The organism is Pseudomonas simiae (assembly GCF_900111895.1).
GTDB classification, from domain to species: domain Bacteria; phylum Pseudomonadota; class Gammaproteobacteria; order Pseudomonadales; family Pseudomonadaceae; genus Aquipseudomonas; species Aquipseudomonas simiae.
Genome location: NZ_FOKB01000012.1, coordinates 79,156 through 92,524, shown reverse-complemented (window position 1 = coordinate 92,524; position 13,369 = coordinate 79,156). Strand labels below are relative to the sequence as shown.

Here is a 13,369-nt window from a genome sequence, read left to right as displayed (position 1 = left end):
TATTGCGCGATCAAGCCTTCGCGGTGTTCCAGAGCTTGCCCACCCCGCTGACCACCGCCAGCACCACCGCGCCGGCGATGATCCCCGCCACGCCATTGAGCAACGTCGGCACCAACCACGCCACCCCGCCAGCACTCTGGCTGACCGTCTCGATCCAGTGATGCACCACCGGCAAGCCGTGGGTAAGGATCCCGCCACCCACCAGGAACATCGCCGCCGTACCGATCACCGACAGGCTCTTCATCATGTAAGGCGCCGCGCGCAGGATAGCGCCACCGATACTGCGCGCCGCCTGGCCAGGCTTCTGGGTGAGCCACAGGCCCAGGTCATCCAGCTTGACGATACCGGCCACCAGCCCGTAGACGCCCACGGTCATGACGATGGCGATACCGGACAGTACGATCACCTGCTGCGTCAATGGCGCATCGGCCACGGTGCCGAGGGTAATGGCGATGATCTCGGCCGAAAGGATGAAATCAGTGCGAATGGCGCCTTTGATCTTGTCCTTTTCAAAGGCCACCAGGTCGATGGCCGGATCGGCCACAGCCTTGACCAATTGCGCATGTTCGGCGTGGTCTTCGACCTTGCTGTGTAGGAACTTGTGCGCGAGTTTCTCGAAACCTTCGAAACACAGGTAGGCCCCGCCAAGCATCAGCAGCGGCGTCACCGCCCACGGCGCAAACGCACTGATCAACAAGGCGGTGGGCACCAGGATCAACTTGTTGACGAAGGAACCCTTGGCCACCGCCCACACCACGGGAATTTCCCGCTCGGCGCGCACCCCGGAGACCTGTTGGGCATTGAGCGCCAAGTCATCACCCAGCACGCCGGCGGTCTTTTTCGCCGCCATTTTCGTCATCAGGGCAACGTCATCGAGTACTGCGGCGATATCGTCGATCAACACCAACAAACTGCTTCCTGCCATGAATCGGGCTTCCATTAGAGAGGGATGGACCGAGCATAGCGCGGCGCAACGCTTTATGGGCACATTGTTGAGGCGCGCGGATGGCCGGTGCTACCATGCGCAACCGCCTGTACTGGCAAGGAAACCTCTGGTTCATGAGCACCATTCGCGAGCGCAACAAAGAAAAAATCCTGCGGGCGGCCAGCGAGGAGTTTGCCGACAAGGGCTTCGCCGCGACCAAAACCAGCGACATCGCCGCCAAGGCCGGGCTGCCCAAGCCCAACGTCTATTACTACTTCAAGTCCAAGGACAACCTCTACCGCGAGGTGCTCGAAAGCATTATCGAGCCGATCCTGGCTGCTTCCACGCCGTTCAACCCGGACGGCGAGCCCTCGGTGGTCCTGAGCAACTACATCCGTTCCAAGATCCGCATCTCCCGCGACCTGCCCTTCGCCTCCAAAGTGTTCGCCAGTGAAATCATGCACGGCGCGCCGCACCTCAGTGCGGACCAGGTCGAGCAGCTCAACGCCCAGGCCAAGCACAATATCGCGTGCATCCAAAGCTGGGTGGATCGTGGCCTGATTGCGCCGATTGACCCCAATCACTTGATGTTCAGCATCTGGGCGGCGACGCAGACCTATGCGGATTTTGATTGGCAGATCTCGGCGGTAACCGGGAAGGCCAAGCTGGATGAGGCGGATTATGAGGCGGCGGCGCAAACGATTATCAGACTGGTGCTCAAGGGGTGTGAGCCGGACTGACATAAATAGCAAGAACACTGCCACCCCCCTGTGGGAGCGGGCTTGCTCGCGAAAGCGCCCTCCCAGACACATCCTGCCAAAAGCCTGCCGATCGGCATTAACTAGCTGATCTAGCCTCTCAGAACTCCATCTGAAGAGAGGCTAAGAAATGCCTGATCCAGCCAAATCACACCGCCTGCGCATCGGGCGGTTTAGCGAACCCAGCCGTATCTATCTGATTACCACCAACACTCACGAACGTGCGCCGATATTCAGTGATTTTCATCTAGGCCGTTTGGTCGTCTGGCAATTCAGGCTTGCCCAGTCTCAAGGACTGGCAAACTCGCTGGCGTGGGTGGTGATGCCAGATCATTTCCACTGGCTGGTCGAGCTACAAAAAGGCTCGCTGGGGGATCTGATGTGCCAAGTGAAATCCAAGAGCACTCGAAGCGTGAACGGTGCTACTGGTCGCAAAGGTAGGCTTTGGCAAACCAGCTTTCATGATCGCGCGCTGCGCAAGGAAGATGATCTGGTCAAAATGGCCAGGTATGTGGTGGCCAATCCCCTGCGGGCGGGACTGGTGGAGCGGATTGGCGACTATCCGTTGTGGGACGCGATTTGGTTGTAGAGTCGATACCGAGTTGCCCTCTTCGCGAGCAAGCCCGCTCCCACATTTGACCGTATTCACCCATTAAATGTGTGAACCCAATTGAGTGTGGGAGCGGGCTTGCTCGCGAAGGGGACCTATCAGTCACCTCAAATCAGGCCGACACCCCCGCATCCGCCATCAACCCCACCCCCTCGATCGCCGTAATCGCGCACTGCTCATCAATATCCGACGTATCCCCGCTGATTCCAATCGCCCCCAGCACCACGCCCTCCTGACTCCGAATCAACACCCCGCCCGGCGCGGGCACCACGCTGCCCTGCCCCAGGCTATTCAACGCCGCGATAAACGCCGGGCGCTGTTGCGCGTCCAGCGCCAGCAGACGTGAGCCCTTGCCCAGGGCGATCGCGCCCCAGGCCTTGCCGATGGCGATCTGCGGGCGCAGCAGGCTGGCGCCGTCTTCGCGTTGCAGGGTGACCAGATGGCCGCCGCTGTCGAGCACAGCGATGGTCAGCGGTGCGGCTGAGATGGTGCGCCCGGCGCTGAGGGCCTGGCTGGCCAGTTGGGTGGCGAGTTTCAAGGTTAAAGCGCTCATGGTGCCGTCCTTCTTTTGTTATTGGGAAAGCGGTGGAGGTCTGAATGATCAGATGCTCGATCAAACAAATAGAACACAATGACTTTTAATTTTGTATACAATATTTTCGCACAAAGGCTCCATACGTCGAAAAAAGCTGTTCCGACGAACGTAAAGACCCGTGCATAAAATGCATTGACCTGCGCCGCTCGCCGTGAATACACTTTGACCAGACACCACTTGTATACAATTACAAAACGCAAGAGGCACCAAAATCATGAGCAAAATGAGAGCAATCGAAGCCGCTGTCCTGGTGATGCGCCGCGAAGGTGTGGACACCGCCTTCGGCATCCCGGGCGCCGCGATCAACCCGCTGTATTCGGCCTTGCAGAAGGTGGGTGGCATCGATCACGTCCTTGCTCGCCACGTTGAAGGCGCCTCCCACATGGCCGAGGGTTACACCCGCACCAAGGCCGGCAATATCGGCGTGTGCATCGGCACCTCGGGCCCGGCGGGCACTGACATGGTCACCGGCCTGTACAGCGCCTCGGCCGACTCAATCCCGATCCTGTGCATTACCGGCCAGGCACCCCGCGCCCGCATGCACAAGGAAGACTTCCAGGCCGTGGACATCACCAGCATCGTCAAGCCGGTGACGAAGTGGGCGACCACCGTCCTCGAACCCGGCCAAGTGCCGTACGCCTTCCAGAAAGCCTTCTACGAAATGCGCTCCGGCCGCCCGGGCCCCGTGCTGATCGACCTGCCGTTCGACGTGCAGATGGCCGAGATCGAATTCGACATCGACGCCTACCAGCCACTGCCCCTGGCCAAGCCACTGGCAACCCGCGTGCAGGTGGAAAAAGCCCTGGCGCTGCTGGACAAGGCTGAACGCCCACTGCTGGTGAGCGGTGGGGGCGTGATCAACGCCGACGCCAGCGAGCTGCTGGTTGAATTCGCTGAACTGACCGGCATCCCGGTGATTCCGACCCTGATGGGCTGGGGCACCATTCCGGACGATCACCCACAGATGGTCGGCATGGTCGGTTTGCAGACGTCCCACCGTTATGGCAACGCGACGATGCTCAAGTCGGACGTGGTGCTGGGCATCGGTAACCGCTGGGCCAACCGCCACACCGGCTCGGTGGAGGTGTACACCGAGGGTCGCACGTTCATTCACGTCGACATCGAGCCGACGCAGATCGGCCGCGTTTTCACCCCGGACCTGGGCATCGTCTCCGACGCCGGCTCCGCCCTGACGATGTTCATTGAAGTGGCCCGCGAGTGGAAAGCCGCCGGCAAGTTGAAGGACCGCAGCGCCTGGCTGAACGACTGCCAGCAACGCAAAGCCACCCTGCACCGCAAGACTCACTTCGACAACGTGCCAGTCAAGCCACAGCGCGTTTACGAAGAAATGAACCAGGTGTTCGGCAAAGACACCTGCTACGTCAGCACCATCGGCTTATCGCAAATTGCCGGCGCGCAATTCCTGCACGTGTACAAGCCGCGGCATTGGATCAACTGCGGCCAGGCCGGCCCGTTGGGTTGGACCATTCCCGCCGCGCTCGGCGTGGTCAAGGCTGACCCGAGCCGCAAGGTGGTGGCACTGTCGGGCGACTATGACTTCCAGTTCATGATCGAAGAACTGGCCGTGGGCGCGCAGTTCAAGCTGCCATACATCCACGTGGTGGTGAACAACTCCTACCTCGGTCTGATCCGCCAGGCCCAGCGCGGGTTTGAAATGGACTACTGCGTGCAGCTGTCCTTTGACAATCTCAACGCCCCGGAACTCAACGGCTATGGTGTAGACCACGTCGCCGTCGCCGAAGGCCTGGGTTGCAAGGCCCTGCGCGTATTCGAACCAAGCCAGATCGCGCCGGCCCTGCGTCGCGCCGAGGAGATGATCGAAGAATTCAAGGTTCCAGTGATCGTTGAGATTATTCTGGAGCGCGTCACCAATATTTCCATGGGCACCGAGATCAACGCCGTCAACGAATTCGAAGATCTGGCACTGGTCGGCAACGATGCGCCGACTGCCATTTCCCTGCTCGATTAAGGAGAACCTTATGCCGCGTTTCGCCGCCAACCTGTCCATGCTGTTTACCGAACAGGACTTTCTTGCCCGTTTCAAAGCGGCCGCCGATGCGGGCTTCGAAGGTGTCGAGTACCTGTTCCCCTATGAATTCAGCTCTGCCGAAATCAAGGCGCAACTTGACGCCCACGGCCTGACCCAGGTGCTGTTCAACCTGCCGGCCGGCGACTGGGCCAAGGGCGAACGCGGCCTGGCGTGCCACCCCGACCGGGTCGAGGAGTTTCGTGCCGGGGTCAAGCTGGCGATCGCCTACGCCCAAGTGCTGGGCAACACCCAGATCAACTGCCTGGCAGGCATCCGGCCACAAGGCATTGACGACGAGATCCTGGAAAAGACCTTCGTCGCCAACCTCAAGTACGCCGCCGAAAAACTGCAAGCCGTGGGCATCAAGCTGGTGATGGAAGCGATCAACACCCGTGACATCCCAGGCTTCTATCTGAACAACACGGCGCAAGCCCTGTCGATTCGCGAACAGGTGGGCAGCGACAACCTGTTCCTGCAATACGACATCTACCACATGCAAATCATGGAAGGCGATCTGGCCCGCACCATGTCCGCGCACCTGGGTGAGATCAACCACATCCAGCTGGCGGATAACCCAGGGCGCAACGAGCCGGGCACCGGCGAGATCAACTACCGCTTCCTGTTCGAACATTTGGACCGCATCGGCTACACGGGTTGGGTCGGCTGTGAATACAAGCCGTTGACCACCACCGAAGCCGGTTTGGGTTGGCTCAAAACCCACAACGCGATCTAACAGACACAACACAAACCCCAAATGTGGGAGCGGGCTTGCTCGCGAAAGCGGTGCATCAGTCGACGCCAATGTTGAATGAAATACCTTCGCGAGCAAGCCCGCTCCCACATTGGACCTGCGGCGTTTGACAGGTCGCTACATACCGAATAACAAGAGGCTTTTCTCATGGCAAAAATCGGATTTATCGGCACCGGCATCATGGGTCAACCCATGGCCGCCAACCTGCAGAAAGCAGGTCACCAACTGTTCCTCTCCGAGCACCACGGCAAGGCTGCGCAGGCCCTGGTCGACGCGGGCGCCGTGGCCTTGGCCAACCCTCAGCAAGTGGCGCAGGAGGCCGAGTTCATCATCGTGATGGTGCCGGACACCCCGCAGGTCGACGACGTGCTGTTCCGCAAAGACGGCGTCGCGGCGGGCCTGTCGCCGAACAAAGTCGTGATCGACATGAGCTCGATCTCCCCCACCGCCACCAAGGCGTTCGCAGCAAAGATCAACGAAACCGGCGCGCAGTACCTGGATGCACCGGTGTCCGGCGGTGAGGTCGGTGCCAAGGCCGGCACCCTGAGCATCATGATCGGCGGCGAACCGCAGACCTTCGAACGCGCCCTGCCGCTGTTCCAGGCCATGGGCAAGAACATCACCCTGGTGGGCGGCAATGGTGATGGGCAGACCGCCAAGGTCGCCAACCAGATCATCGTGGCGCTGAATATCCAGGCGGTGGCCGAAGCGCTGCTGTTCGCCTCCAAGAACGGCGCCGACCCGGCCAAGGTGCGTGAAGCGCTGATGGGCGGGTTCGCTTCGTCGAAAATCCTTGAGGTGCATGGCGAGCGCATGATCAAGGGCACCTTCGACCCGGGCTTTCGTATCAACCTGCACCAGAAGGACCTCAACCTGGCCCTGGCCGGTGCCAAGGAATTGGGGATCAACCTGCCGAACACCGCCGGTACGCAGCAAGTCTTCAGCACCTGCACCGCGATTGGCGGCGCTAACTGGGACCACTCGGCGCTGATCAAGGGCCTGGAACATATGGCGAATTTCTCGATTCGCGATAAATAACCCCGCTTCACCGCACCTTTGAAATTCGGTCGAGTGTGGGAGCGGGCTTGCTCGCGAAAGAGGTCGATCAGTCAGCATGGATGTTGGATGTCAGACCGCATTCGCGAGCAAGCCCGCTCCCACATTTGATCGCATTCCGATCCGAAACGTGATGCACCTCTAATAACAAGAATCCCCGGGAGCCCGCTTATGTCGGTCGATCCGCAACACCTGCTTCGCGAGCTGTTTGCCACAGCCATCGACGCCGCCCACCCCCGGCAAGTCCTTGAACCCTACCTGCCCGCCGACCGCAGCGGTCGTGTGATCGTGATCGGCGCTGGCAAAGCGGCCGCCGCCATGGCCCTGGTCGTGGAAAACCTCTGGCAGGGTGAAGTCACCGGCCTGGTCGTGACCCGCTACGGGCACGGCGCGCCGTGCCAGAAAATCGAAATCGTCGAAGCCGCTCACCCGGTGCCCGATGCCGCCGGCCTGGCCGTGGCCCAGCGCGTGCTGGCACTGATCAGCAACCTGACGGAGCACGACCGCGTTATCTTCCTGTTGTCCGGCGGTGGCTCTGCCCTGCTGGCGCTGCCCGCCGAGGGCATCACCCTGGCCGACAAACAGGCCATCAACAAAGCCCTGCTCAAATCCGGTGCCACCATTGGCGAGATGAATTGCGTGCGCAAGCACCTGTCGGCCATCAAAGGCGGTCGATTGGCGAAAGCGGCATGGCCGGCCACTGTATACACCTACGCGATTTCCGATGTGCCGGGCGACCAGGCCACGGTGATCGCCTCCGGCCCGACGGTCGGAGACCCCAGCACCTCGCAACAAGCCCTGGCGATCCTCAAGCGCTACAACATCGACGCCCCCGCTTCGGTGCGCAGCTGGTTGCAAAACCCCGCCTCGGAAACCGTCAAGCCCGGCGACCCGGTGCTCGCCCGTAGCCACTTCCAATTGATCGCCCGCCCCCAGCAATCCCTGGAGGCAGTCGCCGTAAAAGTGCGCCAGGCCGGGTTCAGTCCATTAATCCTCGGCGACCTGGAAGGCGAAGCGCGGGACGTGGCTAAAGTGCACGCCGGCATCGCCCGACAGATCGTGCAACACGGCCAGCCGCTGGCAGCGCCGTGCGTGATTCTCTCCGGCGGCGAAACCACCGTGACGGTACGTGGCAATGGTCGTGGAGGACGCAATGCAGAGTTCCTGCTGAGCCTCACCGACAGCCTAAAGGGCCTGCCCGGCGTGTACGCCCTGGCCGGTGACACCGACGGCATCGACGGCTCGGAAGACAACGCCGGCGCCATCATGACGCCGTGCAGTTATTCGCGCGCCGAAGCCCTCGGCCTGTCGGCCAGCGACGAGCTGGATAACAACAACGGCTACGGCTATTTCGCCGCCCTCGACGGTTTGATCATCACCGAGCCCACGCGCACCAACGTCAACGACTTCCGCGCCATCCTGATCCTTGAGACTGCCAAACATGACGCCTGACAAGAAGGTCAAAATCCTCGCCACCCTGGGCCCGGCCACCGACGGTATCGATGACATCCGCGAGCTGGTGGAAGCTGGCGTGAACATCTTCCGGCTCAATTTCAGCCACGGCGACCACGCCGACCACGCCCAGCGCTACCAGTGGATTCGCCAGGTCGAGCGTCAGCTGAATTACCCGCTGGGTATCCTCATGGACCTGCAAGGGCCGAAGCTGAGGGTCGGGCGCTTTGCCGAGGGCAAGGTGCAACTGGTGCGTGGCCAGGCATTGCGCCTGGACCTGGACGAAACACCGGGCGACCAGCGTCGGGTCAACCTGCCCCACCCGGAAATCATCGCGGCGCTGGAACCCGGCATGGACCTGTTGCTGGACGATGGCAAGCTGCGCCTGCGGGTCATCACCAAACATGCCGACGCCATCGACACCACCGTACTGAACGGCGGCGAATTGTCTGACCGCAAAGGCGTGAACGTCCCACAAGCCCTGCTGGAGCTCAGCCCATTGACCGCCAAGGATCGGCGCGATTTGAGCTTCGGCCTGGAGCTGGGCGTGGACTGGGTGGCACTGTCGTTCGTACAGCGCCCGGAAGATATCCGCGAAGCCCGCGAGCTGATCGGCGACAAGGCCTTCCTGATGGCCAAGATCGAGAAGCCCTCGGCCGTGCAGCGCCTGCAGGAAATCGCCGAACTGAGCGACGCGATCATGGTGGCCAGAGGCGACCTGGGCGTGGAAGTGCCCGCCGAGAGTGTGCCGCAGATCCAGAAAGACATCATCAGTACCTGCCGCCAACTGGGCAAACCGGTGGTGGTGGCGACCCAGATGCTGGAGTCGATGCGCTTCTCACCGGCTCCGACCCGCGCCGAAGTCACCGATGTCGCCAACGCCGTGGCCGAAGGCGCGGACGCGGTGATGCTGTCGGCGGAAACCGCATCCGGCGAATACCCGCTGGAAGCCGTGCAGATGATGAGCAAGATCATCCGCCAGGTGGAGAACGGCCCGGATTACCAGGCTCAGCTCGACGTCAGCCGACCGAAGGCGGATGCCACCGTATCGGACGCCATCAGCTGCGCAATCCGCCGCATCAGCAGCATCCTGCCGGTGGCAGTGCTGGTGAACTACAGCGAGTCGGGCAGTTCCAGTCTGCGCGCGGCGCGGGAACGGCCGGTGGCGCCGATCCTCAACCTCACGCCGAACCTGTCCACGGCGCGGCGGTTGAGCGTGGCGTGGGGCGTGCATTCGGTGGTCAATGACAGGCTGCGCCAAGTAGACGAGGTGTGTTCCACGGCGCTGGAGATTGCCCAGGCGCAGGGGATGGCGGAGCGTGGGGATACCTTGGTGATTACGGCGGGGGTGCCGTTCGGGCAGCCGGGGTCGACGAACTCATTGCGTATCGAGACGTTGATTTAGCGTCTGTAAGGGCCTCATCGCGGGCAAGCCCGCTCCCACATTTGATCGATGTTCGACATGAAAACTCGGTCAACTGTGGGAGCTGGCTTGCCTGCGATAAGGGCAACTCGGCCTGATTGAATGACCCCAAATGCACAACCCAACCTGTCCCGACTGGGCCGAAGCCCTGCTTAACGGCTTCAGCCAGATCTTCCTGCAGCGCCAGCCGCTGTGTGGCCTGCTGTGCCTGCTGGCGATCCTGATCGGCGCGCCGACCTTGCTTGGCGGCGCGCTGCTGGGAGGCCTGGCGGGGTTGCTCACGGCCCAGCGCCGGGCCTATCCCAAGGCCGAACGCCAGGCAGGGCTGTACAGCTACAACGGCGTGTTGCTGGGGTTGTTGATCAGCCAGCACTTCGCCTGGTCAGCCGTGTTGCCGCCGCTGATCCTGGCGTGCGGTGGCTTGAGTGCGATCCTGACGCGGCAATGGTTGAAACGCGCCACTCAGCCCAGTGATTTGCCCGCCTACACCGCGCCGTTTGTCGGCCTGGGTTGGTTGCTGCTGGGCACCCTGCCGGAGCGTGCATTTGCCCTGAACGTACCCGACGCCTCGGCCATCTTCACCGCGCCTTTTACCGGGCTCGCCCAAATCATGCTGCTGGACCAGCCTGTGGCCGGCGCCTTGATTGCGTTGGGCCTGTGGTTGGCCAACCGCCGCGCGGCCACCTGGGCGTTGATCGGCGCCAGTGTCGGCGTACTGATCGCGCTGTGGCTGGACGAACCCGCCACTGCCCTCCTTGGCCTGCACAGCTACAACCCGGCGCTGGCTGCCGTGGCGTTGAGCCAAATACGTCGCCAACCCTGGCTGCCGCTGCTCGGCATCCTGCTGGCAATCACCCTCACCCCAGGCTTTGCCGCCCTGCATCTGCCTGCGTTGACCGCGCCGTTCATCCTCGCCTGTTGGCTGGTGCGCGCTGGCGCTCGGGTGCTGCGCAAACCCCGCATGGACAGGCCCTTCGAATCCCCCTAGGCTTGCTCGATATTCGTTTCAGGCGGGATTTATGGACAGCAATAACGACTGGCGCCAGCGGCTCTACGTCATGGTTTTTCAAAGTGACACGGTCGCCGGGCGGCGCTTTGACGGCATCTTGCTGCTGATCATCCTCGCCAGCCTGGTGATCGTGATGCTCGACAGCATCGACCAGATACACCAGAACTACGCCGATGTGCTGGCCTATATCGAATGGGGCTTCACGCTGATCTTCCTGATCGAATACGGGTTGCGCCTGTATTGCTCGCCCAAGCCGTTACGCTATGCCTTCAGCTTTTATGGGCTGGTGGACTTGCTGGCCATCGTGCCCGGCATCCTCGCGCTGTATTACAGCGATGCGCAGTACCTGCTGATCATCCGCATCATCCGAATGCTGCGGATCTTCCGCGTGCTCAAGCTCAGCCCCTACCTCAAGCAGGCCAACTACCTGATGTCGGCGTTGCGGGGCAGCAAGCAGAAGATCGTGGTGTTCCTGGTCAGCGTGTGCACGCTGGTCACGGTGTTCGGCACCTTGATGTACGTGATTGAAGGTCCGGAGCACGGCTTTACCAGCATCCCCAAGGGCATCTACTGGGCCATCGTGACCCTGACCACCGTGGGCTTTGGCGACATTGTGCCGAAGACGCCGTTGGGCCAGGTGATTTCATCGCTGGTGATGATCACCGGTTATTCGATCATCGCCGTGCCCACCGGGATTTTTACCGCTGAACTGGCGAGCGCAATGCGGGGCGAACAGCTGCAAACCGACTGCCCGGTGTGCAAGAAGAACAGCCATGAGCCAAATGCCGCCTTCTGCTCGCGCTGCGGGAGCAACCTTTTCCATAAAGTGGAATAAGCAAAGTACGTTTTAATCTTTAAGCGTCTATGCGGCGCCAGCTATAGTCGCTGGCAAATTGCCCCTACTCAATTGACAACCGTCTCGAACAACAAGGAATGAGCAGTGAAAAAACTCGTTAGCGCCTCTCTCCTGGCCGCCGGCCTTGCCCTGGCGGGCGCCGTCCAGGCCGCACCCGTCACACTGCTCAACGTCTCCTACGACGTAATGCGCGATTTCTACAAGGACTACAACGCCGCTTTCCAGAAGCACTGGGAAGCCGAACACCCGAACGACAAGCTGACCCTGCAGATGTCCTTCGGTGGTTCCAGCAAACAAGCGCGCTCGGTGATCGACGGCCTGCCGGCTGACGTGATCACCATGAACATGGCCACCGACATCAACGCCCTGGTCGACAATGGCAAGCTGGTGCCGGACAACTGGGTCACTCGCCTGCCGAACAACAGCGCGCCGTTTACTTCCGCCACGGTCTTCATCGTGCGCAAAGGCAACCCAAAAGCCCTGAAGGACTGGCCGGACCTGTTGAAAGACGGCGTGCAGGTGATCGTGCCCAACCCGAAAACCTCGGGTAACGGCCGCTACACCTACCTGTCGGCCTGGGGCTATGTGCTGAAGAACGGCGGCGATGAAAACAAGGCCAAGGCCTTTGTCGGCAAGCTATTCAAACAGGCACCGGTGCTGGATACCGGTGGCCGTGCGGCCACCACCACCTTCATGACCAACCAGATCGGCGACGTGCTGGTGACGTTCGAGAACGAGGCGGAAATGATCGCCCGTGAATTCGGTCGCGATCAGTTCGAAGTGGTCTATCCAAGCGTCTCCGCCGAAGCCGAGCCACCGGTGTCGGTGGTCGACAAGGTGGTCGAGAAGAAAGGCACCCGCGTGGCCGCCGAAGACTACCTGAAGTACCTGTGGTCGCCGGAAGGTCAGGAAATCGCGGCGAACAACTACCTGCGTCCACGTGACCCGAAAGTGCTGGCCAAATACACTGACCGCTTCCCGAAAGTCGACTTCCTGTCGGTAGAGAAGACCTTTGGTGACTGGCGCACGGTGCAGAAGACCCACTTTAATGATGGTGGGGTGTTTGATCAGGTTTACTCGGGTCAATAACTGACGCAACGCACTAAACCTGTGTGAGCGGGCTTGCTCGCGGATGCGGTGTATCAGCCAACTGATTCAGTGACTGATACTCCCCATTCGCGAGCAAGCCCGCTCCCACATTGGGTTCTGCGCCAGACTTTACATCGGTGGTGTCACGCCATCCTTGCCGGCTGAGATAGCCTGGGCAGTGATGATCCCATCCGCCCCCTGCGCCGCAAACATCACCACCTTCACCCCTGGCTTGAGCAAGCTGCGATCGCCAGGTTCCAGGTTGACGATCGGCACATCCTCCGGCACCACGATCTTCTGTTCGCCGCCTTTGTATTTCACCGTCAACGTCCGCCCGTTGCTGACCACCAGGTCGCCGACGGTGCCGTTGGTCATGCTGCTGCCTTCCTTCAAGTCAAACGCGCGATGCCCGTCGCCCGTGCCGGCCATGGCCGGTGGGAACACGTGCACTTCCAGCGCCGTCAGGCTGCCATCGGCGTTGGGCATGGCGGCGGAGCCAATGTAGCTGCCCGGCTTGATCTCATCGATCTTGGCCAGGGTGACCGCGCGCACCTGAGTGCTTGGGGTCAGGTGCACGATGACGTCCTCGCCGCTGTTGACCTTGACGTGCATCGCGTCGCCCTCCATCGCCGTGATGGCGCCGCGTACGCCCACCCGCGGGACATCCTCGGCCTGGGCCAGGCCCACGGCCATGGCGGCGGCAAGCGTGGAAGCCAGGAGCATCTTGTTCAATGTGATTTTCATGACCTTCAATTTCCTGTTTCGGCAGTTGTGCCTGAATGTATCATCACCCTT

At 61.3% G+C, this 13,369-nt stretch carries 13 protein-coding genes; 10 read left to right on the top strand and 3 right to left on the bottom strand.

All coding sequences use genetic code 11. The features are described from left to right. Window positions 1-10: 10 nt before the first annotated feature. Entirely contained in the window at window positions 11-925 is a 915-nt protein-coding gene (locus BMZ57_RS26635; RefSeq protein ID WP_010211754.1) for a DUF808 domain-containing protein, read from the bottom strand. A gap of 134 nt (window positions 926-1,059) precedes the next feature. Here BMZ57_RS26635 and BMZ57_RS26630 point away from each other — a divergent pair, with 134 nt between their 5' ends. Together BMZ57_RS26630 and BMZ57_RS26625 are read left to right on the top strand one after the other, a co-directional pair. Next, on the top strand, window positions 1,060-1,665 hold the full coding sequence (locus BMZ57_RS26630; RefSeq protein ID WP_010211756.1) for a TetR/AcrR family transcriptional regulator: 606 nt from the start codon (window positions 1,060-1,062) through the stop codon (window positions 1,663-1,665). Between the two features lie 148 nt (window positions 1,666-1,813). Further along, entirely contained in the window at window positions 1,814-2,272 is a 459-nt protein-coding gene (locus BMZ57_RS26625; protein WP_010211757.1) for an REP-associated tyrosine transposase, read from the top strand. Between the two features lie 133 nt (window positions 2,273-2,405). Here BMZ57_RS26625 and BMZ57_RS26620 read toward each other — a convergent pair whose 3' ends face one another. Beyond that, window positions 2,406-2,846 (bottom strand): GlcG/HbpS family heme-binding protein, encoded by a 441-nt coding sequence (locus BMZ57_RS26620; RefSeq protein WP_044286883.1) that lies wholly within the window; start codon window positions 2,844-2,846, stop codon window positions 2,406-2,408. Window positions 2,847-3,102: 256 nt separating this feature from the next. Between BMZ57_RS26620 and gcl the strand changes: the two genes are divergently transcribed. The 8 genes from gcl to BMZ57_RS26580 all read left to right on the top strand — a co-directional run bounded on the left by gcl (window position 3,103) and on the right by BMZ57_RS26580 (window position 12,574). After that, window positions 3,103-4,878, top strand: coding sequence for a glyoxylate carboligase (gcl, locus tag BMZ57_RS26615; RefSeq protein WP_038453017.1), 1,776 nt, complete (start codon window positions 3,103-3,105; stop codon window positions 4,876-4,878). A 10-nt stretch (window positions 4,879-4,888) separates the two neighbouring features. Next, complete coding sequence (hyi, locus tag BMZ57_RS26610) at window positions 4,889-5,671, top strand: hydroxypyruvate isomerase (RefSeq protein WP_047543532.1); 783 nt, start codon at window positions 4,889-4,891, stop codon at window positions 5,669-5,671. Between the two features lie 165 nt (window positions 5,672-5,836). Further along, window positions 5,837-6,727: a 2-hydroxy-3-oxopropionate reductase gene (locus BMZ57_RS26605; RefSeq protein ID WP_069673345.1), complete on the top strand. Its 891-nt coding sequence runs from the start codon at window positions 5,837-5,839 to the stop codon at window positions 6,725-6,727. 189 nt (window positions 6,728-6,916) lie between these two features. Next, window positions 6,917-8,197 (top strand): glycerate kinase type-2 family protein, encoded by a 1,281-nt coding sequence (locus tag BMZ57_RS26600; RefSeq protein ID WP_069673344.1) that lies wholly within the window; start codon window positions 6,917-6,919, stop codon window positions 8,195-8,197. Further along, on the top strand, window positions 8,187-9,602 hold the full coding sequence (pyk, locus tag BMZ57_RS26595; RefSeq protein ID WP_016979579.1) for a pyruvate kinase: 1,416 nt from the start codon (window positions 8,187-8,189) through the stop codon (window positions 9,600-9,602). Before BMZ57_RS26600 ends, pyk begins: the two co-directional genes overlap by 11 nt. Window positions 9,603-9,732: 130 nt before the next feature. Beyond that, the gene (locus tag BMZ57_RS26590) at window positions 9,733-10,608 is read left to right on the top strand and encodes an urea transporter (RefSeq protein ID WP_047543536.1); all 876 of its coding nucleotides are present in this window, start codon (window positions 9,733-9,735) and stop codon (window positions 10,606-10,608) included. A gap of 31 nt (window positions 10,609-10,639) precedes the next feature. Then, window positions 10,640-11,464, top strand: coding sequence for an ion transporter (locus BMZ57_RS26585; RefSeq protein ID WP_010211769.1), 825 nt, complete (start codon window positions 10,640-10,642; stop codon window positions 11,462-11,464). A 105-nt stretch (window positions 11,465-11,569) separates the two neighbouring features. Next, window positions 11,570-12,574: a sulfate ABC transporter substrate-binding protein gene (locus BMZ57_RS26580; protein ID WP_010211770.1), complete on the top strand. Its 1,005-nt coding sequence runs from the start codon at window positions 11,570-11,572 to the stop codon at window positions 12,572-12,574. Window positions 12,575-12,703: 129 nt separating this feature from the next. On the opposite strand, the gene BMZ57_RS26575 is transcribed toward BMZ57_RS26580, so the two are convergent. Continuing rightward, window positions 12,704-13,318 (bottom strand): DUF5666 domain-containing protein, encoded by a 615-nt coding sequence (locus BMZ57_RS26575; RefSeq protein ID WP_021492218.1) that lies wholly within the window; start codon window positions 13,316-13,318, stop codon window positions 12,704-12,706. Window positions 13,319-13,369: the final 51 nt, after the last annotated feature.